This window comes from Mycobacterium sp. NGS62, from assembly GCF_059812285.1.
The window spans coordinates 449,855-470,546 of record NZ_JCALCK010000003.1 but is presented as its reverse complement, the minus strand read 5'-3'; the positions used below and the strand labels follow the sequence as shown (position 1 = coordinate 470,546).

Here is a 20,692-nt window from a genome sequence, read left to right as displayed (position 1 = left end):
AATCAGCCTGTGGCCGCGCCGTAATCAAACCGTTATGTGACGCAAATCACGCGGTTAGCCACCGGCGAAGGGCGGTAAAACGTCGATCGTGTCGCCGGCTCGCAGCACGGTCGCGTCGTCCTTGACCGCGATTCCGTCGCATAAATAGGAGCATCGCAACAGCACCGTCGCCAGGCGTGCATCGCGCCCGGCGAGGTCGGCGACGAGTTCCGCCACCGTGGCGCCGGCCCGCACCGCGATGGTTTCCGACTCGACGCCGGCCGCAGCCCGTGCCGCTGCGAAATAGCGGACCGTGACCGGTAGCTCTGTGAGCGCGTCGGACGGTTGAGCCACGGGTCAGCCGCCGATCGCACTCATCGGGCGGTCCGGCTGAATGAAGTCGGGGTCGTTGATGCCGTGCCCGGCAGCTTTGGCCCACATCGCCGTGCGCCACGCTGCTTCGATCGCGTCATCGTCGGCGCCGCTGCGCAGCAGATTACGCACGTCGGTCTCCTGCTTGGCGAACAGGCAGTTGCGGATTTGGCCGTCGGCGGTCAACCGCACCCGATCACACGTCGAACAGAACGGGTGCGATACCGAGGCGATGACGCCGACCTTTCCGGCCGGCGTGCCCGGACCCTCGTCCACCAGCCACAGCTCGGCCGGCGCCGACCCGCGTGGTGCCGGGTCGGGTCGCAGCCGGAAATGCGGCCGCAACGCCGCCAGCACGTCGTCGGCGCTCAGCACCTCCCCGCGGCGCCACTGGTGGCCGGCATCGAGCGGCATCTGCTCGATGACTCGCAATTGGTACCCGTGCTCGAGGCAGAACCGCAGCAGCTCCACGACGTCCGCTCGCCCGGTGGTGGGATCGAGTACGGCGTTGACCTTGACGGGATCGAAGCCGGCTTCTTTGGCCGCGGCCAGCCCGGCCAGCACGTCGTCGAGCCGGTCGCGCCGGGTGATGGCGGCAAAGTGGGCGCGATCCACCGTGTCCAGCGACACGTTGACCCGGTCCAGGCCGGCCTTGGCGAGCGCGGCGGCTCGCCGGTCCAGGCCCAGACCGTTGGTGGTCAGCGAGATTTCCGGACGTGGCCGCAATGCCGCTACCGCGGCCACCACTTCTTCGAGATGACGGGCCAACAACGGCTCACCGCCGGTGAATCGCACGCTGGTGATCCCGAGCCGGGTCACGGCGATGCTCAGCAACCGCGCCAGTTCGTCGGGCTTGAGTAGCTGCTCGCCCGGTAGCCAGTCCAGCCCCTCTGCGGGCATGCAGTAGGTGCAGCGCAGATTGCAGCGGTCGGTCAACGAGACCCGCAGGTCGGTGGCAACCCGCCCGAAAGTGTCGACCAACGGCCCAGTGGCCGGGGCGGGCCCGTGGCGGCTCGGGTCATCATCGGGGCGGCGCACCGTAGGCACGCCGAGTGCGATCAACGTCATGCCAGCACCGACTCGGGCCGAGTGCGCGAATTGACCGGCACAATCTCTTTGCCCAGCGGCACCAGCGACACCGGGATCAACTTGAGGTTGGCCAGCGCCAGCGGAATACCGATGATTGTCGCCGCCTGCGCGATCGCGGTTGTCACATGGATGATCGTCAGCGCGATGCCGCATACCAGCACCCAGATGACGTTCCCGATCAGCGCTCCGGTCCCGGCGCCCGGCTTTTCAACGATCGTGCGGCCGAATGGCCACAGTGCATACAGCGCGATACGCAGGGCGGCGAAGCCGAACGGGATGGTGATGATGAGCAAAAAGCAGACGACGGCCGCCAGTAGATAGCCGGCGGCCAGCCAAAGGCCGCCGAAGATCAGCCAGATGACGTTCAGGATCAGGCGCATATCACCTCCAGCGGTAGTGCCAGCCTACCCAGTGGCGACCGCCAGCGCGGCTCAGCCGGGCGCTGAGGGTCGCCACCGCGCCCACAAGTAACGGGGGTGCTTGGGCAGCCCGCGTCCGAGTAGGATCAGCAGTCATTGCGTCCTGCGCAGGCGGGACGCTTCATTGTGTTGGCCATTCTAGAGATTTCGTTAGACAAGCAGGTGAGACCAGTGCCGACTGGCAAGGTGAAGTGGTACGACGCCGCGAAGGGATTTGGCTTCCTGTCACAGGAGGATGGCGAAGACGTCTACGTGCGTTCGTCGGCGTTACCCGCGGGCGTCGAGGACCTCAAGGCCGGGCAGCGCGTCGAGTTCGGCGTGGCTTCTGGTCGTCGCGGGCCACAGGCATTGAGTCTCAAGCTGATTGATCCGCCACCCAGCCTGTCACGTACTCGCCGCGACGGTCCGGCCGAACACAAGCACAGCCCCGACGAGCTGCACGGCATGGTGGAGGACATGATCACCTTGCTGGAAAGCACGGTGCAGCCCGAACTGCGCAAAGGCCGCTACCCGGACCGAAAGACAGCCCGTCGGGTTTCCGAGGTGGTCAAAGCTGTGGCCCGGGAGCTGGACGGCTGAGTCGCGACTGCGATTCTCCTAAAAGATGGTGTACGGAAGTGCGCCGCGGGCAACACTGGTTACTGACGCGTAACAATGGTCGTAACCCCAGGAGTGTCCGATGGCGCAGCAGGCACAGGTCAGCGAGGAGCAAGCGAGAGCCGTAGCCGAGGAGTCTCGCGAAAGCGGTTGGGATAAACCGTCGTTCGCGAAAGAGTTATTTCTCGGTCGCTTCCCGTTAGAGCTGATTCACCCGTTTCCCCGACCGGCCGACGAGGACGCCGCCCGTACCGAAGAGTTCCTGGCCAAGCTGCGGGAGTTTCTCGAAGGCGTCGACGGCAGCGTCATCGAGCGAGATGCCCAGATTCCCGACGAGTACGTCAAGGGTCTTGCCGAACTCGGCTGTTTTGGCATGAAAATCCCCTCCGAATACGGCGGCCTGAAGATGTCGCAGGTCGCTTACAACCGCGCATTGGTCATGGTTGCGACGGTCAACCCCAGCCTTGGTGCACTGCTGTCGGCGCATCAGTCGATCGGGGTACCCGAACCACTGAAACTGGCCGGCACCGAAGAACAGAAGCGGAAGTTCCTGCCGCGGTGCGCGGCCGGAGGGATATCGGCGTTTCTGCTCACCGAGCCCGATGTGGGCTCCGACCCCGCCCGGCTGGCCTCGACGGCGACACCGGTCGACGACGGGCAGGCGTACGAACTCGACGGCGTGAAGTTATGGACGACCAACGGTGTGGTCGCCGATCTGCTGGTGGTGATGGCTCGAGTGCCCAAGAGCGACGGGCACCGCGGAGGAGTCAGCGCATTTGTCGTCGAGGCAGATTCGCCGGGCATCACCGTCGAGCGGCGCAACAAGTTCATGGGGCTGCGCGGCATCGAAAACGGCCTGACTCGCATGCATAAGGTTCGCGTCCCCCGGGAAAACCTGATCGGTCGAGAAGGCGACGGGCTAAGGATCGCGCTGACCACATTGAACGCCGGTCGGCTGTCCATCCCGGCAATGGCGGCCGGCGCCGCCAAATGGTCGCTGAAGATCGCTCGGGAGTGGTCGTGCGAACGCGTCCAGTGGGGCAAACCGGTCGGCAAGCACGCGGCGGTCGCGGGCAAGATCTCGTTTATCGCCGCAACCACTTACGCGCTCGAAGCGGTGCTCGAGCTGTCCGCGCAGATGGCCGACGAAGACCGCAACGACATTCGAATCGAGGCGGCGCTGGCGAAGTTGTGGTCCAGCGAGATGGCCGACGTGATCGCCGACGAACTGCTGCAGATCCGCGGCGGGCGCGGCTACGAGACCGCCGAGTCGCTGGCCGCGCGCGGAGAGCGTGCGGTTCCGGTGGAGCAGTTGGTGCGCGACTTGCGGATCAACCGCATCTTCGAAGGATCCAGCGAGATCATGCGGCTGCTGATCGCCCGCGAGGCGGTCGACACCCACCTGAGTACGGCCGGGGATCTGGCGAATCCCAAAGCCGACATGCGGCAGAAGGCCAAGGCCGCAGCAGGCGCCAGTGGATTCTACGCAAAATGGTTGCCGCAACTGGCATTCGGTGAAGGGCAACTGCCGACCACCTATCGTGAGTTCGGCAAGCTGGCGACTCATATGCGGTTTGTCGAGCGCTCGGCGCGAAAGCTCGCCCGCAACACGTTCTACGGAATGGCGCGCTGGCAAGCTGCTTTGGAGCAAAAACAAGGATTCCTCGGCCGCATCGTGGATATCGGGGCGGAGTTGTTCGCCATGTCGGCGGCATGTGTGCGGGCCGAAGCGCAGCGGGTTGCGGACCGAGCCGAGGGCCAGCAGGCCTACGAGCTTGCCGACGCGTTCTGCCAACAGGCCACCTTGCGGGTCGAGGCACTGTTCGGCGCCTTGTGGTCCAACACGGACAGCACCGACGTTCGGTTGGCCGAGGAGGTACTGAGCGGACGCTACACGTGGCTGGAAGCCGGAATCTTGGACCCGTCGGAGGGCACCGGGCCATGGATCGCCCAATGGGAACCGGGTGCGTCCACCGAGGAGGACATGTCCCGGCGGGTCCTCACCGTATCGGACTCCTGAGAGCATGGCTTCCTATGTCGCCGGGGCGGGTGAGTACACCCGCGACACCAACTACATCGAGACCCGCATCACCGCAGACGGCCGGGACGGGTACCCCGTCGAACCGGGCCGATACCGCTTGATCGTCGCCCGCGCGTGCCCGTGGGCCAACCGCGCGATCATCGTCCGGCGGCTGCTGGGGCTGGAAAAGGTTATCTCCATTGGATTCTGCGGCCCTACCCATGACGAGCGCAGTTGGACTTTCGACCTCGACCCCGGCGGCGTCGACCCGGTGCTGAAGATTCCTCGTTTGCAGGACGCCTATTTCAAGCGGTTTCCCGACTACCCGAAAGGCATCACGGTCCCGGCGATGGTCGACGTGCCTACCGGCGCGGTGGTCACCAACGATTTCGCGCAGATGACCGTGGACTTCTCGACCGAATGGACGGCCTACCAGCGTGACGGCGCGCCCGAGCTCTACCCGGAGCCGCTGCGTGCCGAGATCGACGAGGTGGCCCGACGGATTTACACCGAGATCAACAACGGGGTCTATCGGTGTGGATTCGCCGGCTCACAGCAGGCCTACGACGCGGCCTACGACCGATTGTTCACCGCGCTGGACTGGGTGAGCGAGCGGCTCAGTGGGCAGCGATATCTGGTGGGCGACACCATCACCGAAGCCGATGTGCGGCTGTTCACCACGTTGGCCCGCTTCGACCCGGTCTATCACGGGCATTTCAAATGCAATCGATCCAAGTTGTCCGAGATGCCGGTGCTGTGGGCCTATGCGCGTGATCTGTTCCAAACGCCGGGTTTCGGCGACACTGTCGACTTCGTGCAGATCAAACAGCACTACTACATCGTGCACGCCGACATCAACCCCACCCGCATCGTGCCCAAGGGCCCGGACTTGGCTAACTGGCTGACTCCACATGGACGAGAAGCACTGGGCGGCATGCCCTTCGGTGATGGCACCCCGCCGGGCCCGCCGGTGGAGGGCGAGAGGGTGCCGCAAAACCACTAACGCCGAGCGTCGAGTTGTTGCGCGAAATTGCGCGATTTGGCCCAACAACTCGACGTTCGACATCTCAAATGGAGCAGCCGGCGGCGCGCAGCGCCCGAAGTATCCGCGCGATGAGAACTTCCGGACGGTACCGCAGCAGGTCTGCGCTCACCCGGATGATGATCCATCCGCGGGCCTCTAGTTCGGCGAGTCGATCGATGTCGTAGGTCCGCTGCGCCGGATCGGTCCAGTGGTGGGCGCCGTCGAACTCCACGCCGACCTTCCATTCTTGCCAACCCATGTCGATGAGCGCCACCACCGCGCCCCATTCACTGAGCACCTCGATCTGGGTCTGCGGCCGCGGCAGGCCGTTCGCCAGGAGCAGCAGCCGGGTCTTCGTCTCGTACGGCGATTCGGCACCGCTGTCGATTACCGACAACACCCGGCGCAGCTGCACCAGCCCACGCGCCCCGCGATGACGGTCCGCCAGCGGCTCCACGTCGGCCACCTTCAACCCGGTGGCATGCGCGAGCGCGTCAAGCCGAATCACCGCCGCAGCGAACCCGTTTCGCCGCCCGAGGTCGAATGCCGTACGGGCTGGAGTCGTTAACCGGATACCGTCTCGCACACACCACTCGTCGTCCCACAGCGTGTCGCTGTGCAGGACAATGCCGTGCGTCTTGTCGCGACTGCGGCGATTCAGCTCGGCAGGCAGCCATGCGTCGATCCACGCTGTTCGGTGCAGGGCCGCGGCGGATAGCCCCGCCACGGTCGCGGCGCGCCCCGACCACAGCCAGGCCGCGACCGCGCGGGTTACCGGTGTCAGCGGCTGTCCGCGCAGGATGTACACATTCCGGTGCACGCTTTCGAACTCGGTTCGCAGCTGATGCGGTGTGACGATTCCCGCGGCCAGAGCTTCGTTGCCTCGAAAGGGCCAATCCACGGTTGCCATGCGCAAACGATGCCCGTCGGTACCGACACCTGCGGACCAGCGTCGAGTTGTTGGGCAGAATCACGCAATTTCACCCAACAACTCGACGCTCGGCGTCAGAAGACCAGGCGCACCGACCACTCGGCGTGCGGGACATCGTGCAAGTCGCCGGCCGGATCGACCACCAGCGTCATCAACTGGACGACGATCCCGCTCAGCCGGCCGCGCTGGGGGTCGACGGTGGCGATGGTGACCGCCAGCCGGCTGTCCGGCCGGAACACGGTGGTCGTGGTTTTGGCCGGATCCTCATACACCCGCAACAGCCGCCAGGGCGCCCGGCCGATCGCCGTCGGCACCGAAAGCTGCACCGGATCGCGGTCATTCACCGGCAACTCGCCTTGTGCACCCGGCGTCTGACAATCGTTGAGGTCCAGCACATTGCAATACAGGTATGGCCCGACCCGAGTCAGATGACCGTGCGAATACGCGCTGATCTCGGGCCGCGACGGGCCGTGCCCGCGCACCAGCAGCCAGGCGCCGAACCCGGCGCCGGCCGCAGCAAGCACCACCACGACGGCGACCAGCACCGCGACAGGGCGTTTCACTTGCGCAGCACCGCGGCGGCGTCGTCGCGGCGGTGGCCCTGCTGTTCGACCATGACGGGCCGGTTACCGCCGAAGCCTGGTATCAACGAGTCGCCGTGGAAGCTGAGGATGGTCTGCGCCAAACCCGGGATCAGCAATGCGCCCACCGCGCTGAACCCGACCCACAACTCGGTGTACACCAGCACGCCCAGCGCGCCGCCGAGCACCCAAGCCAACTGCAGCGTCGACTCCGAGCGTCCGAACGCCGAGGCGCGCGACTCTTCAGGCAGATCGTTTTGCAATGAGGCATCCAGTGCGGCTTTGGCGATCGCACTTGACCCGGACGTGACCAAGGTGGCGACGGTGGCCGCAACGAGGCTGCCGGCGATCGCCGCGGCCAGCGCCGCCGCCGTCACCGCCACGGTGCACCGCACCACCAGCACCGCGGGCCTGCCCAGTTGCAGGCGTGCGCTGGCGAAGTTGCCCGCGAAGTTGCCGATCCCGGCCGCCGCGCCGATCAGACCCAGCATGCCCAACTGCACCCACCCGCTGACGTCGTGCGCTTTGGCGACGAAGGCGGGATACAAGAACAAGAACCCGACCATGACTTTGATGGTGCAATTGCCCCATAAAGCAGTGATGATATTGCGGCCCAACGGCTGTCGAATCGCCCCGCTGGCCCGGCGAACCTCTTCGGGCCAATCCCCCGCACGCGGGAGGTGCCCCCGTCGACGCGACTGCCGGTAGCGGTAGGTGGTGGGGACCTCGCCCGCGGTCACCTCGACCCAACGCGGAATCCGCATCGAAAGAAACGCACCGACCACCGTGACGGCGATGATGACGAACAACGCGCCGGGCAGCGCAAACAGGTGGTCGAACACGTACTCCACGCCGGCGGCGATACCGCCGCCGACAATGGTGCCGCCCAGCAGCCCGAAGGTGGTCAGCCGGGAGTTGACCCGCACCAAATCGATCGTCGGCGGCATCACCCGCGGCGTCACCGCGCTGCGCAGCACCGAAAACGATTTGGACAGCACCATCATGGCCAGCGCGCACGGGTAGAGCACCCAGGACGGAAAGCTGCCGGTGGCGCCGTCGTAGTTGGTGATCAGTACCACGGCCAGTGCGGTACGCAGCACGAACGACAGCGCCAGCGCGACGCGACGGCCGTGCTGCAGCCGGTCCAGCGCCGGACCGATCAGCGGGGCGATCACCGCGAACGGCGCGATCGTGATGAGCAGATACAGCGCGACTCTGTCCTTGCTCTCCCCGGTGGCCGCCGCGAAGAACAGCGTGTTGGCCAGCGCCACCGCCATCGCGGAGTCAACCGCGAAATTCGCGACCACGGGCCAGGTCAACGCCGTCAGACCGGACTTGTCGGCGCCGTCTGCGGTCGCGGCCCGCTGCACCAAACCGTACATCCGCGAACCCATTTCACGACTGCGCTGCGCCGCGGCGCGGGTGACGGTGATCCGCTCGGCGGTGGGAACGGCACGCGGCGCGTCGCTGTGCCGGCCAGGGTCCGGCTGACGATTCAGCGGCGGGAGGTAGCGGTTGGCGCTGGGCATCGTGGCGCGCGGTCGACGATATACCGGGTCGGCCGTCGGATAGTTGGCCATCCCGGGATGCTCGGTCGGGTGATCACGCCGCCGTTGCGCCACGAATCAATTCTCGCTCATCGCGGATGATCAAGCGCGTAGGCGACCGGTGTGGCTGGCCGCTACGGACCTGCGGCAGTATTGAAGAAGTATGGAGACAGCGGACAGCGTGACCGGGCCCACAGGGGAGTCGGCGGCGACGGCAACGGCCGAGTGGCCGCCGGCGTTGGCCGCGGTCCTCACGGGTGCCGTCGACCAGGCTCGGACGGCCGTGGTCGAGTTCAGTGGTGCCGACGTGGTCGGGGAATACCTGGGCGTCGGCTACGAGGGCCCAACTGCGGCCACCCACCGCTTTTTGGCCCACCTGCCTGGCTATCAGGGCTGGCAATGGGCCGTCGTCGTCGCCGCCTATCCCGGCGCCGGCCACGCCACCATCAGCGAGGTCGTGCTGGTTCCGGGCCCCACGGCGCTGCTGGCACCGGACTGGGTGCCGTGGGATCAACGGGTGCGACCGGGTGACCTAGGACCGGGAGATCTACTCGCACCGCTGCCCGACGACCCGCGACTGGTGCCGGGCTACCTGGCCAGCGGCGACCCGCAGGTCGACGATGTCGCCGCCGACGTTGGATTAGGACGGCGGCGGGTGATGGGTGCCTGGGGCCGCTCGCAGGCGGCCGGGCGCTGGCACGACGGCGACTATGGCCCCGGCTCGCCGATGGCGCGGTCGACGAAACGAGTGTGCCGCGACTGTGGCTTCTTCTTGCCGTTGGCGGGGTCGCTGGGCGCGATGTTCGGCGTCTGCGGCAATGAGATGTCCGCCGATGGTCACGTCGTCGACTACGAGTACGGGTGCGGCGCGCATTCCGACACGCCGGCTCCGGCGGGCAGCGGCTCGCCGGCCTACGAGCCGTACGACGACGGGGTGCTCGACGTCGCCGAGAAACCCACCGACAAGCCCGCGGAGTCTTAACCGTTCTCGGCGGCGGCTTTGATGTTGGCCAGCGAGGCGTTCATTCCCTCCACCAGTTCCCGGTCGAAGTTGTCCGACCCACCCATCAGCGCGTTCACCGTCAAAGTGGAGATCGCCTTGACCCCGTTTTCGGCGTGCCGGCTCTCGACCAGTCGGGTGCCCTCGGGGATCGCTTGCAGCTCGTAGCTCCAGATGGTGCCGTTGGCGTTGACCTTGAACGCCACTTTCTCCTCGGGGATGACCTCGGTGACGGTGCACGTCGTGGGCCAGAACAGGAAGTTGCGGCGGTTGAGGTTGAAGGTCCGGGTGCCCTCGCGTAGCGGGCCGAGCTGCTTCATCCAGCGGCACTGCGGACTCCACTGCGGCATCCGGCGGAAATCCGATACCAACGACCAGACTTTGGCCACCGGCGCTTTGATGTCGACTTGTGCTTGCAATAGCGGCGCTGCCATTGAACTGTCCTCCTGTTAGTGGTCTTCGCTCGTCGGGTGAAAGTCGCTCTGGACCCGATCGAGTTGGGATTCGAACCCGATCTGTGCGCCGCGCGCGCCGCGGCGAGCAGCGTCACGCTGCCAGAGGAATATCGCGGTGCCCAGCAGCCCGACACCCAACCCCGCCAGCGTCACCGGTCGCCAGTTTTCCAGGCTCGGCACGATGAACGCAGCCGCCGCAGCAATCAGCCAGGCCAGCGCGCCCACCGCGATGACGGGCCACACGTCGAGCAACGCCACCGGCAGACGTGGCGGCTTGGGGCTTTGTCTTGGCTCGACGGACATCGAGATCACGCTAACCCGGCGGCAAGCGGCCCATCAAACCCGGCCCGACGCCGGATGTGTGGGTGATTCGCTGTTTACGAACGGACGTTGTGTCGTAACCTTCGCGCTGTGATCAACGGCGATACGCGGCTGGCCAGCGACTTGTCGTTGGCCGTCATGCGGCTGGCCCGGCAGCTGCGGTTTCGGCGCCCGCAGTCCCCGGTGTCGCTGTCGCAACTGTCGGCGTTGTCGACGTTGGCCAAAGACGGTCCGATGACGCCCGGCACGTTGGCCTGTCGTGAACGGGTCCGGCCACCTTCGATGACCCGAGTGATCGCGTCACTGGCCGATCTGGGGTTCGTCGACCGCGTCGCACACCCCGACGATGGTCGGCAGGTGCTGGTTTCGGTGTCCGAAGCCGGCACTGAACTGCTGGAGGCCGAATATCGGGCCAGCCAGGAGTGGCTCGCTCAGCGGTTGGCGGGTCTGGCCGCTGCCGAGCGTGACACGCTGCGCAGCGCCGCGGACCTCATCTTGGCGCTGGTCGACGAAAGTCCGTGAGCACAGACCACGTCGTGGTCTGCGATGTCGACGATCCCGGCGATCCGCGGCTCGACAACTTCCGGGATCTGAACAGCATCGATCGTCGTCCCGACCTTCCGACCGGTAAAGGTCTGGTCATCGCCGAGGGTGTGCTGGTGGTGCAGCGCATGTTGGCATCGCGGTTCACGCCGCTGGCGTTTCTGGGCACCGATCGCAGGCTCGCCGAGCTCAGGTCGGACCTTGCCGGCAGTACCGCCCCGTACTACCGGGTTCGCGTGGAAGTGATGGCCCAGGTGGTCGGCTTTCACCTGAACCGCGGGGTGCTGGCCGCCGCGCGTCGGGTGCCGGATCCGAGTGTCGCGCAGATTCTCGACGGAGCGCGGACCGTTGCGGTGCTCGAGGGCGTCAACGACCACGAGAACCTGGGGTCTATCTTTCGCAACGCGGCCGGGCTCGGCGTGGACGCGGTGGTGTTCGGTGCGGGATGCGCCGATCCGCTGTACCGGCGCGCGGTGCGGGTATCGATGGGCCACGCGCTGTTGGTGCCGTATGCCCGGGTAGCCGAGTGGCCTGACGACTTACACATCCTGCGGCAAAAAGGTTTTCGGCTACTTGCCATGACGCCCGGCCGCGATACCAAGACGCTGCCGGCGGCGATGCGCATGGTGCGTGACGAACCGGTGGCAGTGCTGGTGGGCGCCGAAGGACACGGACTGAGTCGTGCCGCGATGCAGGCAAGCGATTTGCGGGTGCGCATTCCGATGTCGCGCGGCACCGACTCGCTCAATGTCGCAACCGCGGCGGCGCTCGCCTTCTACGAACGTGCACGCGAGCAATCGGGTTAGGCTCGGCTGGTGTCTGACGAAACCACCCCGTGGGCAACGGGTTTGACGGTGGCCGGCTTTGTCGCCGCAGTAACTGCAGTCGCGATCGTGGTGCTCAGTCTGGGGTTGGTCCGCGTGCATCCGTTACTGGCGGTCGGGCTCAACGTCGTCGCGGCTGGAGGTCTAGCACCCACCCTGTGGGGGTGGCGGTGCACGCCGGTGTTGCGTTGGTTCGTGTTGGGCGCAGGAGTGGGCGTCACGGGCGCGTGGTTGGCCCTGCTGACGCTGGCGCTATTGGGGACGTAGCGCAGCTCAGCGTTGCCCGCCGGAGCGGACCCCCAGTAGCACGTCCTCCCACGCCGGGACCGGCGGCTTGCCGCGACGTCCGCGTGCCGGCTCGCTCGGCGGCTCCGGTGCAGTGTCTTCTGCGGTCGGCGGTTCCGGTTCGTCGAAGTCCAACTCGGCGACCGGTGCCAGCGGCCGCAGTGGGCGGTCGAAGTCTGGGTCAATCAGCTCACTGGCCGTGTCGTCGAGTGCGGTAACAGTTCCGCCATGGGCACCCGGGACGAAGCGGAAATGCGCCAGGTTATCGGAGCGCCCGGCCTTCCAGCCCAACTGCACCGTCCAGCGTCCGTCCTCGTTGCGCCAGGCGTCCCACGTGGTGGCATCCGGGTTGAGGCCGCGCGCCACCAGTGCGGCGGTGATGGTCTCCAGCAGTGTCAGCACGGCGGGACCGTCGGCCAGGACGGGATGTGCGGCAGTCGCCAGCTCAGCGGCGCGCGAACGTTCCAGCAGCACTGGGTGAGCGAACCGCTCGACCCGCGCGACGTCCACACCGGCGGCCGCGGCTACCTGCTCGACGGACGCGCCGGCACGGATACGGGCCTGAATCTCCTTGGGACGCAGCATGCTGGTGACCTCAATCTCGATCTGAGTTTGCCCCACCCGTGCCCCGTCACCGCGCACCGCGGACCGCAACCGGTCGTCGAGCCGCAGGGTGAACGTGTCGGCCGGGTTGTCGCTCTCGCAGATGATGTGGTTGCCATCGACGTCGAGTCCGACGACTTTGAGTTCCCGCATGGCGACCTCCTCCGAGCCGTTGCATCCGACCCGATTGGTGCGCACTTTAGTGCAGCGACCGACCGTTACCGTTTTGACACGCCGCCCGGCTCAGAGCCGTTCGACGACCCAGTCGACGCATTCGGTGAGGGCACTGACGTCGTCGGGCTCCACGGCGGGGAACATCGCGACGCGCAACTGGTTGCGGCCCAATTTGCGGTACGGCTCGGTGTCGACGATGCCGTTGGCCCGTAGCACCTTCGCGACGGCCGCGGCATCCACGTCGTCGCTGAAGTCGATGGTGCCGACCACCTGCGAACGCAGCCCCGGCTCGGCAACGAACGGCGTTGTGTACGGCCGCTCCTGGGCCCATCCGTACAGCCGCTGCGACGAGTCCGCAGTCCGCTTGACTGCCCAATCCAGCCCGCCATTGGCCAACAGCCAGTCGATCTGCTCGGCCAGCAGCACCAGCGTTCCGATCGCCGGGGTGTTGTAGGTCTGGTTCTTCAGGCTGTTCTCCACCGCGATCGGCAGCGACAAGAAATCGGGCACCCAGCGTCCGGATGCTGCGATGGTCTCGACGCGGTTCAGCGCCGCCGGGCTCAGAATCGCCAGCCACAAACCACCATCGCTGGCGAAGTTCTTCTGCGGCGCGAAGTAGTAGGCGTCGGTCTCGGTGATGTCGACCGGCAGCCCGCCGGCGCCGGAGGTGGCGTCGATGGCGACCAGCGCGTCACCCGAGCCGGTGGGACGCCGCACCGGCACCGCCACGCCGGTCGAGGTCTCGTTGTGTGCCCAGGCGATCACGTCGACCGACGGGTCGCTCTGCGGCTCTGGTGCGCTACCGGGCTCGGATTTGACGACGATCGGCTCCCCGATGAACGGATTCTTGGTGACCGCCGAAGCGAACTTCGAGCTGAACTCGCCGTAGGACAGGTGCAGCGACCGCTTGTCGATCAGTCCGAACGCCGCGGCGTCCCAGAACGCGGTGGCGCCACCGTTGCCCAGGATGACTTCGTACCCGTCGGGCACCGAGAAAAAGTCGCGCAAGCCGGTGCGTACGCGGCCGACCAGATCCTTCACCGGTGCCTGCCGGTGCGAGGTTCCGAAAAGCCCGGCGGCGCTGGTGGCAAGCGCCTGCAGCTGCTCGGGGCGCACCTTGGAGGGGCCCGACCCGAATCGGCCGTCGCCGGGTTTGATGCCGTCGGGAATTGTCAATGCCTCAGCCATGGTCACCAGGCTAATGACTCCGGCTATGTGACCCAGACCACATCACGGTCGTCGTTCGCCGCTGCACCACAGTGGCCGCGTAGGTCTAGAAAGTTTGCGATACCTCCGGTACTGTCTAGACATAAGACGTCCAAATGTAAACCTCATCAGGAGAGACCGGGGATGGCTCAGAAGATGGCTCGGACGAAGATGGTACGGCGCTGGCGCCGCAACATGGACGTCCAGGATGACCAGCAGTACGTGGACATGCTGAACACGCTGTCCGAGGGGTCGGTGCGGCGCAACTTCAACCCCTATACCGACATCGACTGGAAGTCACCCGAGTTCGCGGTCACCGACAACGACCCGCGCTGGAAACTGCCAGCGACTGATCCGTTGGGCCGCCACCCCTGGTATCAGGCGCAGTCCGACGAACGCCAGATCCAGATCGGCATGTGGCGGCAGGCGAACGTCGCCAAGGTCGGCCTGCACTTCGAATCGATCCTGATTCGCGGCCTGATGGAGTACGCCTTCTGGGTCCCGAACGGCTCGCCGGAGTATCGGTACTGCCTGCACGAAGCGGTCGAAGAGTGCAACCACACCATGATGTTCCAGGAGATGGTGAACCACATCGGGGCCGACGTGCCTGGCATGCCGCGGCTGCTGAAATGGGTTCAGCCATTGATCCCGTTGGTGGCCGGCCCGCTGCCGATCCCGTTCTGGTTCGGCATCCTGGCGGGCGAGGAGCCCATCGACCACACGCAGAAGAACGTGCTGCGCGAGGGCAAGGAGCTGCATCCGATCATGGAACGGGTGATGGCGATTCACGTCGCCGAAGAGGCTCGCCACATCTCGTTTGCCCACGAGTACCTGCGCAAGCGTGTCCCGGACCTGCCGCGCCGCAAGCGGTTCTGGCTGTCATTGTTTGTCCCGGTGACCATGCGGATTCTGTGCTCGGCGATCGTGGTTCCGCCGAAGGCTTTCTGGCGTGAGTTCGACATTCCCCGCCGGGTGCGCAAGGAGGTGTTCTTCCGCTCGCCGGAGTCGCAGCAGATGCTGCGCGACATGTTCGGCGATGTGCGGATGCTGTGTCACGACACCGGGTTGATGAACCCGGTCGCCAAGTTGATATGGCGGATCTGCAAGATCAACGGCAAGCCGTCGCGCTACCGCAGCGAACCAGCGCGCCAGCATTTGGCCGCGGTGCCGGCTGCCTGACAGTCCCGGTTGATTCATGCCGCACGTTATTACCCAGTCGTGCTGCAACGACGGGTCCTGTGTCTTCGCTTGTCCGGTGAACTGCATCCACCCCACACCGGACGAGCCGGGTTTCGCCACCTCCGAGATGCTCTACATCGACCCGGTGGCCTGCGTCGACTGCGGAGCCTGCGTGAGCGCCTGTCCGGTGGGAGCCATTGCGCCCGATAGCCGGCTGGAGCCTAAGCAACTGCCATTCATCGAGATCAACTCGTCGTTCTACCCGGAACGGCCCGCCGATGTGAAGCTGCCGCCGACTTCGAAGCTGGCCCCGGTTATTCCGGCGTCGGAGGTGCATGCCCGCGGCTGCCCGCTGACCGTGGCGATCGTCGGCTCCGGGCCGGCGGCGATGTACGCGGCCGACGAGCTGCTCAGCCAGCCCGGGGTGCGGGTCAACGTTTTCGAAAAGCTGCCTACCCCTTACGGTTTGGTCCGTGCCGGAGTGGCACCCGATCACCAAAGCACCAAGCGGGTAACTCGGCTGTTCGACCAGGTCGCCGATCGTCGAGGCTTCCAGTTCTTTCTCAACGTGGAAGTTGGCAGGCACCTGAGCCACGCAGATCTGTTGGCTCATCACCACGCCGTGGTGTATGCCGTTGGTGCGCCGAATGATCGACGACTCGACATCGGCGGGATGGGCCTCAACGGCACGGGCACCGCGACGGAGATGGTGGCGTGGTACAACGGCCATCCCGATTTCACTGATCTGCCAGTCGATTTGAGCCATGAGCGAGTAGTCATCGTCGGCAACGGCAACGTTGCGCTCGATGTCGCCCGCGTTCTCACCGCCGATCCCGATCAGCTGGCCAGCACCGATATCTCCGACCACGCGCTGGAGGTGCTACGTGCGTCGCGGGTGCGGGAGGTGGTGATCGCGGCTCGGCGCGGCCCCGCACAGTCGGCGTTCACGCTGCCGGAGCTGATCGGGTTGACCACCACCGCCGACGTGGTGCTCGACTCCGCCGACCACGAGTTGGTGCGCCGCGACCTCGCGTCCGTCTCCGACAAATCGACCAGGCAGAAACTGGAGATCCTCACCAAACTCGGCGACGCCTCAGCGGTGCCGTCGAGACCGCGGATCCGGCTGGCCTATCAGCTCACCCCGGCGCGCGTCCTCGGCGAGCAGCGCGTCAGCGGCGTGGAGTTCACGGTCACCGGCACCGACGAGGTGCGCCAATTGGACGCTGGGCTGCTCCTGACGTCAATTGGCTATCACGGCAATGCGATTCGTGACCTGCCGTTCGACGATGCCGCCGGCGTAGTGCCGAACGACGGGGGCCGCGTCGTCGATCCGGACTCGGGACAACCGGTGACCGGCGCATACGTGGCCGGGTGGATCAAACGCGGACCGACCGGGTTCATCGGCACCAACAAGTCCTGCTCTCTGCACACCGTGCAGGCGTTGGTCGCCGACTTCAACGACGGCCTGCTCGCCGATCCACAAGCCGGGCCGCGGGTCCTGGCCAGACTGGTGCACGAGCGCCGGCCCGAGGTTATCGACGCCGCGGGCTGGCACGCCATCGACGCCGCCGAGGTCGCGCGCGGCGCCGCCGACGAGCGGCCGCGCGACAAGTTCACCGCCGTCGACGACATGCTCGCGATCGCGGCGACCGCGCCCAGACCATCAGTTGGCCGACGGTTGCTCGATGCGCTGCTGGACCGGATTTCCTAGGCGAATATCAGGGCTCACCAACCGCAGCGGCGATTTCGTCCATGCTGACCTCTCGCACCGGCTGTCCGAGCGACCAGTGGTGACCGAACGGATCGGCGACCACCCCATAGCGATCGCCCCAGAACTGATCCTCCAGCGGCATCACCACCGTCGCCCCGGCGTCCAACGCGCGCTGGAATTTCGTGTCGACGTCGGTCACCGTCAGGTGGATGGTGACCGGGGTTCCACCCAATGACCTCGGGGTCATCGACGTGCCGCCGCTGGCCTCCGGGAAGTCGTCGGCCAGCATGACCAGGAACCCGTTGATGCGCAGCGCGGCATGGATCAGTTTGCCCTCGGGGCCGGGTACTCGACCCAACTCGACAGCGTCGAAAGCCTTGACGTAGAAGTCGATCGCCGCGGCGGCGTCGTCAACGACAAGGTGTGGGGACAGTGCGGGTTCGATGGTGATCGACACGATGGCCTCCTGAGTCGTCAGTGGGGTCGCCCGGACGGGCTCACCAATATTGACTCCGGCGGCGCCGCAATGTCATCGCAGCGGACTATGAGGCGTCGGGTACCTGGCCCCAGCCCTCGACGGATTCCGGGCTGCGCGGCTCCGGGCCAACATAGATGGCCGACGGGCGGACCAGCTTGCCCAGCCTCTTCTGCTCGAGAATATGAGCACACCATCCGGCGGTGCGACCGCAGGTGAACATCGCCGGCATCATGTTGGCCGGCACGCGGGCGAAGTCCAGGATCACTGCCGCCCAGAACTCGACATTGGTCTCGATCGCGCGGTCTGGCCGGCGCTCCCGCAGTTCGGACAGCGCCGCCTGCTCCACCGCCAACGCCACCTCGTAGCGCGGCGCACCCAATCGCTTCGCGGTTGCGCGCAACACCCGGGCCCGCGGATCCTCGGCACGGTAGACGCGGTGACCGAATCCCATCAGCTTTTCGCCGCGGTCCAGGATGCCCTTGACCAGTCCACGTGCGTCGTCGGTCTGCTCGACCTCTTCGAGCATGGGCAGCACCCGAGCCGGCGCGCCGCCGTGCAGCGGGCCGCTCATCGCCCCGATCGCTCCTGACAGCGCGGCGGCCACGTCCGCACCTGTCGAGGCGATCACCCGTGCGGTGAACGTCGAGGCGTTCATTCCGTGCTCGGCGGCCGACACCCAGTAGGCGTCAATGGCCTCGACGTGCCGGGGGTCCGGTTCGCCCTGCCACCGCGTCATGAAACGCGCTGTGACCGTCGAGCATTCGTCAATAACACGCTGCGGCACCGCGGGCTGGTAGATACCGCGGGCCGATTGGGCGACGTAGGACAGCGCCATCACCGAGGCCCGCGCGAGCTGGGCGCGGGCGGTGTCGTCGTCGATGTCGAGCAGTGGCTGGTATCCCCAGATCGGTGCCAGCATCGCCAGGCCTGCCTGTACGTCGACCCGCACGTCGCCGGTGTGGATCGGCAGCGGGAACGGTTCGGCCGGCGGCAGGCCGTGACCGAACTTACCGTCGACCAGCAGAGCCCACGCATCACCGAAGGTGACCTGTCGGCTCACCAGATCTTCGATGTCCACGCCGCGATAGCGCAGGGCGCCGCCGTCCTTGTCCGGCTCGGCAATCTCGGTAGTGAATGCCACCACGCCATCGAGGCCGGCGACGAAATTCTCCGGGATCACAGTCATAGGTGAATTCTCGCACCCTGCTCCGGGCTCGTTGCTACCGGCCGGTAATCAAGCGGCGGTTAGCCGGGCGGTAGCGTTGACCGGTGGCAGGTCTAGACAACGAGCACCTGGCGGCAATGCGAGTGGAATACGGGTCAGAGAAAGACGGCAGCGGCGACCTCGACGAGAAATGGCTCGACGAGGGATGGCTTGCGTTGTTCTGCAAGTGGATCGACGACGCCGAACGCGCGGGGATTTCCGAGCCCAACGCCATGGTGTTGGCCACCGTCGAGTCCGGGAGGCCGGTCAGCCGGTCGGTGCTGTGCAAGCACGTCGACGAGGACGGCATCACCTTCTACACCAACTACGACTCGGCCAAAGGTGCCGAACTTGCCGCAACGCCCTACGCGTCGGCGACGTTCCCGTGGTATCAGCTGGGCCGGCAATTCCACATCCGCGGCCCGGTCACCAAGGTGGATCCGCAGACGACGCAGGACTACTGGTCGAAACGACCCCGCGGTTCACAGCTGGGCGCATGGGCATCGCAGCAGTCACAGCCGATCGCGTCGCGTGCCGCGCTGCTCGACCAGCTCGCCGAGGTGACCGTGCGCTTCGCCGACACCGAGGACATCCCGGTCCCGCCGGCTTGGGGTGGCTACCGCATCGCGCCCGATGTGGTCGAATTCTGGCAGGGTCGAGAAAACCGGGTGCACAACCGAATTCGCGTGATCGGCGGGCTTGTCGAACGCCTGCAGCCTTGAGGAGCCAACGCTGCGAGCGTGCGTGTTTGTACGCAACACGCCGCGCGGATGCGTGCAACTGCGCACGTTCGCCGCACAAGCGGACTTAGCCCGGTGGGGCTTATCGCCGACACCGCACCGCTGCGGACCGCGGATTTCCGCCGGCTGTGGCTGTCAGGAATCGTCACCGTGATCGGCGCGAACCTGACGATCTTCGCAGTGCCGGTGCAAATCTATGCGCTCACCCGCAATTCGGCATATGTCGGGCTTTCCGGAATTTTCGCGCTGGTTCCGCTGATCGTCTTCGGTCTGCTGGGCGGCGCCTGGGCCGACGCCATGGACCGGCGCATCCTGCTGATCATCGCCTCGTGCGGACTGGCGGTGTCCTCGCTGCTGCTGTGGTTGCAGGCTGCGGTGTCGGTCGACGACGTGTGGGTGGTGCTGGGCCTGTTGGCAGTGCAGCAGGCGTTCTATGCGGTCAACTCGCCAACCCGCTCGGCGGCCATTCCGCGAATGCTGCCCGGCCACCAACTGCCGGCCGCCAATTCGCTGAACATGACCGTGACGTCGTTCGGCGTGATCGTCGGCCCGCTGTTGGCCGGATTGATGCTGAACTGGGTTGACCTGTCGACGCTGTATCTGATTGACACGCTGACCTGTTTGGCGCCGATCTGGGCGACGCTTCGGCTGACGCCGATGCCGGTGATCGAACCGCGGGCCGCCTCGTCGCGGTGGGGTTTTAGCGCGGTGCTGGCCGGGTTTCGCTACCTCGCCGGCAACACCGTGGTGCTGATGTCCTTTGTGGTGGACCTGATCGCGATGATCCTGGGCATGCCGCGGGCGTTGTTCCCGCAGATGGCCCACGAGAGCTTCGGCGGGCCGGTCGAGGGCGGAACCGCGATGGCATTGTTGGCAGCCGCGATGGGGGTCGGCGCGGTGGCAGGCGGCGTGTTCTCCGGCTGGTTGCCACGCGTCGGGCGCCAAGGCTTGGTAACCGTCGCCGCGATCGCGGTATGGGGGATGGCGATGGTCGGCTTCGGAGTGGTCAGCGGCGCGGCACACGGTCGGGCCGGGTCGCTGCTGTGGGCGGCGCTGGCGTTTCTGGCCCTTGGCGGTGCCGCGGATATGGTGTCGGCCGCCTTCCGTTCGACGATTCTGCAAGAGGCCGCCTCCGACGACCTGCGCGGGCGCCTGCAGGGAGTGTTCATCGTGGTGGTTGCCGGCGGGCCCAGATTGGCCGACGCGGTGCACGGCGCCGCGGCCGAAATGATCGGCACATCGGCCACCGCCGCGGGCGGAGGTGCGCTGGTGGTCGCGGGTATCGTGGTCGCCGCGCTGGCCGCCCCGGCGTTCGTCCGCTACCGCGCACCGAGCGCGGCGGCGCGCCGGGGCTCTACCTGACCATCGACCCGTCGCGCACTCCGCCCCCGGGCGGGCGCGCCGTCGCAA

General features: G+C 66.4%; 23 protein-coding genes. 11 read left to right on the top strand and 12 right to left on the bottom strand.

All coding sequences use genetic code 11. The features are described from left to right. Positions 1–54: 54 nt before the first annotated feature. Genes AC5Y49_RS11860 through AC5Y49_RS11850 form a run of 3 tightly spaced genes read right to left on the bottom strand, consistent with a single transcriptional unit; the run spans position 55 to position 1,820 of the window. On the bottom strand, positions 55–333 hold the full coding sequence (locus AC5Y49_RS11860) for a MoaD/ThiS family protein (protein WP_499887154.1): 279 nt from the start codon (positions 331–333) through the stop codon (positions 55–57). A 3-nt stretch (positions 334–336) separates the two neighbouring features. Then, a complete protein-coding gene (gene moaA, locus AC5Y49_RS11855; RefSeq protein ID WP_499887152.1) occupies positions 337–1,419 on the bottom strand; it encodes a GTP 3',8-cyclase MoaA in 1,083 nt (360 codons plus the stop codon). Continuing rightward, positions 1,416–1,820, bottom strand: a complete 405-nt coding sequence (locus AC5Y49_RS11850; protein ID WP_499887149.1) for a YccF domain-containing protein — start codon at positions 1,818–1,820, stop codon at positions 1,416–1,418. Before AC5Y49_RS11850 ends, moaA begins: the two co-directional genes overlap by 4 nt. A gap of 210 nt (positions 1,821–2,030) precedes the next feature. Here AC5Y49_RS11850 and AC5Y49_RS11845 point away from each other — a divergent pair, with 210 nt between their 5' ends. The 3 genes from AC5Y49_RS11845 to AC5Y49_RS11835 all read left to right on the top strand — a co-directional run bounded on the left by AC5Y49_RS11845 (position 2,031) and on the right by AC5Y49_RS11835 (position 5,479). Then, positions 2,031–2,438 carry a cold-shock protein gene (locus tag AC5Y49_RS11845; RefSeq protein ID WP_499887146.1) on the top strand — a complete coding sequence of 136 codons (408 nt, stop codon included), beginning with the start codon at positions 2,031–2,033 and terminating at the stop codon, positions 2,436–2,438. Between the two features lie 100 nt (positions 2,439–2,538). Beyond that, complete coding sequence (locus tag AC5Y49_RS11840) at positions 2,539–4,476, top strand: acyl-CoA dehydrogenase family protein (protein WP_499887144.1); 1,938 nt, start codon at positions 2,539–2,541, stop codon at positions 4,474–4,476. Between the two features lie 4 nt (positions 4,477–4,480). Then, complete coding sequence (locus tag AC5Y49_RS11835; protein WP_499887142.1) at positions 4,481–5,479, top strand: glutathione S-transferase family protein; 999 nt, start codon at positions 4,481–4,483, stop codon at positions 5,477–5,479. A gap of 64 nt (positions 5,480–5,543) precedes the next feature. Here the strand turns inward: AC5Y49_RS11835 and AC5Y49_RS11830 are convergent, their stop codons facing one another. The 3 genes from AC5Y49_RS11830 to AC5Y49_RS11820 all read right to left on the bottom strand — a co-directional run bounded on the left by AC5Y49_RS11830 (position 5,544) and on the right by AC5Y49_RS11820 (position 8,592). Beyond that, the gene (locus AC5Y49_RS11830; protein WP_499887140.1) at positions 5,544–6,410 is read right to left on the bottom strand and encodes a DUF559 domain-containing protein; all 867 of its coding nucleotides are present in this window, start codon (positions 6,408–6,410) and stop codon (positions 5,544–5,546) included. 95 nt (positions 6,411–6,505) lie between these two features. Next, complete coding sequence (locus tag AC5Y49_RS11825; protein ID WP_499887138.1) at positions 6,506–6,994, bottom strand: DUF2771 domain-containing protein; 489 nt, start codon at positions 6,992–6,994, stop codon at positions 6,506–6,508. Further along, a complete protein-coding gene (locus AC5Y49_RS11820; RefSeq protein WP_499887267.1) occupies positions 6,991–8,592 on the bottom strand; it encodes an MFS transporter in 1,602 nt (533 codons plus the stop codon). Before AC5Y49_RS11820 ends, AC5Y49_RS11825 begins: the two co-directional genes overlap by 4 nt. Before the next feature lie 148 nt (positions 8,593–8,740). Between AC5Y49_RS11820 and AC5Y49_RS11815 the strand changes: the two genes are divergently transcribed. Continuing rightward, positions 8,741–9,541, top strand: coding sequence for a DUF3027 domain-containing protein (locus AC5Y49_RS11815; protein WP_499887266.1), 801 nt, complete (start codon positions 8,741–8,743; stop codon positions 9,539–9,541). On the opposite strand, the gene AC5Y49_RS11810 is transcribed toward AC5Y49_RS11815, so the two are convergent. Further along, positions 9,538–9,993 (bottom strand): SRPBCC family protein, encoded by a 456-nt coding sequence (locus AC5Y49_RS11810; RefSeq protein WP_499887136.1) that lies wholly within the window; start codon positions 9,991–9,993, stop codon positions 9,538–9,540. The genes AC5Y49_RS11815 and AC5Y49_RS11810 overlap by 4 nt on opposite strands. A gap of 15 nt (positions 9,994–10,008) precedes the next feature. Beyond that, on the bottom strand, positions 10,009–10,317 hold the full coding sequence (locus tag AC5Y49_RS11805; protein WP_499887134.1) for a DUF2530 domain-containing protein: 309 nt from the start codon (positions 10,315–10,317) through the stop codon (positions 10,009–10,011). 156 nt (positions 10,318–10,473) lie between these two features. On the opposite strand from AC5Y49_RS11805, the gene AC5Y49_RS11800 reads away from it, so the two are divergent. The 3 genes from AC5Y49_RS11800 to AC5Y49_RS11790 are packed head-to-tail and all read left to right on the top strand — an operon-like array spanning position 10,474 to position 11,969. After that, complete coding sequence (locus AC5Y49_RS11800) at positions 10,474–10,857, top strand: MarR family transcriptional regulator (protein WP_499887264.1); 384 nt, start codon at positions 10,474–10,476, stop codon at positions 10,855–10,857. Continuing rightward, positions 10,854–11,684: a TrmH family RNA methyltransferase gene (locus AC5Y49_RS11795; RefSeq protein ID WP_499887132.1), complete on the top strand. Its 831-nt coding sequence runs from the start codon at positions 10,854–10,856 to the stop codon at positions 11,682–11,684. The genes AC5Y49_RS11800 and AC5Y49_RS11795 overlap by 4 nt, the downstream gene beginning before the upstream one ends. Positions 11,685–11,693: 9 nt before the next feature. Further along, positions 11,694–11,969 carry a DUF2537 domain-containing protein gene (locus tag AC5Y49_RS11790; RefSeq protein ID WP_499887131.1) on the top strand — a complete coding sequence of 92 codons (276 nt, stop codon included), beginning with the start codon at positions 11,694–11,696 and terminating at the stop codon, positions 11,967–11,969. Between the two features lie 6 nt (positions 11,970–11,975). Here AC5Y49_RS11790 and sepH read toward each other — a convergent pair whose 3' ends face one another. Both sepH and serC read right to left on the bottom strand, forming a co-directional pair. Beyond that, positions 11,976–12,743 carry a septation protein SepH gene (gene sepH, locus AC5Y49_RS11785; RefSeq protein ID WP_499887129.1) on the bottom strand — a complete coding sequence of 256 codons (768 nt, stop codon included), beginning with the start codon at positions 12,741–12,743 and terminating at the stop codon, positions 11,976–11,978. A gap of 90 nt (positions 12,744–12,833) precedes the next feature. Further along, positions 12,834–13,952 carry a phosphoserine transaminase gene (serC, locus tag AC5Y49_RS11780; RefSeq protein ID WP_499887127.1) on the bottom strand — a complete coding sequence of 373 codons (1,119 nt, stop codon included), beginning with the start codon at positions 13,950–13,952 and terminating at the stop codon, positions 12,834–12,836. A gap of 174 nt (positions 13,953–14,126) precedes the next feature. Between serC and AC5Y49_RS11775 the strand changes: the two genes are divergently transcribed. Next, positions 14,127–15,149 (top strand): AurF N-oxygenase family protein, encoded by a 1,023-nt coding sequence (locus AC5Y49_RS11775; protein ID WP_499887262.1) that lies wholly within the window; start codon positions 14,127–14,129, stop codon positions 15,147–15,149. A gap of 16 nt (positions 15,150–15,165) precedes the next feature. Next, positions 15,166–16,860: an FAD-dependent oxidoreductase gene (locus AC5Y49_RS11770; protein ID WP_499887125.1), complete on the top strand. Its 1,695-nt coding sequence runs from the start codon at positions 15,166–15,168 to the stop codon at positions 16,858–16,860. 7 nt (positions 16,861–16,867) lie between these two features. Here the strand turns inward: AC5Y49_RS11770 and AC5Y49_RS11765 are convergent, their stop codons facing one another. Further along, complete coding sequence (locus tag AC5Y49_RS11765; RefSeq protein WP_499887123.1) at positions 16,868–17,317, bottom strand: VOC family protein; 450 nt, start codon at positions 17,315–17,317, stop codon at positions 16,868–16,870. 85 nt (positions 17,318–17,402) lie between these two features. Next, complete coding sequence (locus AC5Y49_RS11760; RefSeq protein WP_499887121.1) at positions 17,403–18,524, bottom strand: citrate synthase 2; 1,122 nt, start codon at positions 18,522–18,524, stop codon at positions 17,403–17,405. A gap of 83 nt (positions 18,525–18,607) precedes the next feature. Between AC5Y49_RS11760 and pdxH the strand changes: the two genes are divergently transcribed. Next, positions 18,608–19,264 carry a pyridoxamine 5'-phosphate oxidase gene (gene pdxH / locus AC5Y49_RS11755; RefSeq protein WP_499887119.1) on the top strand — a complete coding sequence of 219 codons (657 nt, stop codon included), beginning with the start codon at positions 18,608–18,610 and terminating at the stop codon, positions 19,262–19,264. A 48-nt stretch (positions 19,265–19,312) separates the two neighbouring features. After that, positions 19,313–20,644, top strand: a complete 1,332-nt coding sequence (locus AC5Y49_RS11750; RefSeq protein WP_499887117.1) for an MFS transporter — start codon at positions 19,313–19,315, stop codon at positions 20,642–20,644. The last annotated feature ends 48 nt before the right edge of the window (positions 20,645–20,692 follow it).

What these genes read in the sequence shown, in the direction of transcription:
- moaA (WP_499887152.1), bottom strand. Translation starts at nt 1,419, where the DNA reads ATGACGTTGATCGCACTCGGCGTGCCTACGGTGCGCCGCCCCGATGAT.
- AC5Y49_RS11850 (WP_499887149.1), bottom strand. Translation starts at nt 1,820, where the DNA reads ATGCGCCTGATCCTGAACGTCATCTGGCTGATCTTCGGCGGCCTTTGG.
- AC5Y49_RS11840 (WP_499887144.1), top strand. Translation starts at nt 2,539, where the DNA reads ATGGCGCAGCAGGCACAGGTCAGCGAGGAGCAAGCGAGAGCCGTAGCC.
- AC5Y49_RS11835 (WP_499887142.1), top strand. Translation starts at nt 4,481, where the DNA reads ATGGCTTCCTATGTCGCCGGGGCGGGTGAGTACACCCGCGACACCAAC.
- AC5Y49_RS11830 (WP_499887140.1), bottom strand. Translation starts at nt 6,410, where the DNA reads ATGGCAACCGTGGATTGGCCCTTTCGAGGCAACGAAGCTCTGGCCGCG.
- AC5Y49_RS11820 (WP_499887267.1), bottom strand. Translation starts at nt 8,592, where the DNA reads ATGGCCAACTATCCGACGGCCGACCCGGTATATCGTCGACCGCGCGCC.
- AC5Y49_RS11810 (WP_499887136.1), bottom strand. Translation starts at nt 9,993, where the DNA reads ATGGCAGCGCCGCTATTGCAAGCACAAGTCGACATCAAAGCGCCGGTG.
- AC5Y49_RS11805 (WP_499887134.1), bottom strand. Translation starts at nt 10,317, where the DNA reads ATGTCCGTCGAGCCAAGACAAAGCCCCAAGCCGCCACGTCTGCCGGTG.
- AC5Y49_RS11800 (WP_499887264.1), top strand. Translation starts at nt 10,474, where the DNA reads ATGCGGCTGGCCCGGCAGCTGCGGTTTCGGCGCCCGCAGTCCCCGGTG.
- sepH (WP_499887129.1), bottom strand. Translation starts at nt 12,743, where the DNA reads ATGCGGGAACTCAAAGTCGTCGGACTCGACGTCGATGGCAACCACATC.
- serC (WP_499887127.1), bottom strand. Translation starts at nt 13,952, where the DNA reads ATGGCTGAGGCATTGACAATTCCCGACGGCATCAAACCCGGCGACGGC.
- AC5Y49_RS11775 (WP_499887262.1), top strand. Translation starts at nt 14,127, where the DNA reads ATGGCTCGGACGAAGATGGTACGGCGCTGGCGCCGCAACATGGACGTC.
- AC5Y49_RS11770 (WP_499887125.1), top strand. Translation starts at nt 15,166, where the DNA reads ATGCCGCACGTTATTACCCAGTCGTGCTGCAACGACGGGTCCTGTGTC.
- AC5Y49_RS11760 (WP_499887121.1), bottom strand. Translation starts at nt 18,524, where the DNA reads ATGACTGTGATCCCGGAGAATTTCGTCGCCGGCCTCGATGGCGTGGTG.
- AC5Y49_RS11750 (WP_499887117.1), top strand. Translation starts at nt 19,313, where the DNA reads ATGCGTGCAACTGCGCACGTTCGCCGCACAAGCGGACTTAGCCCGGTG.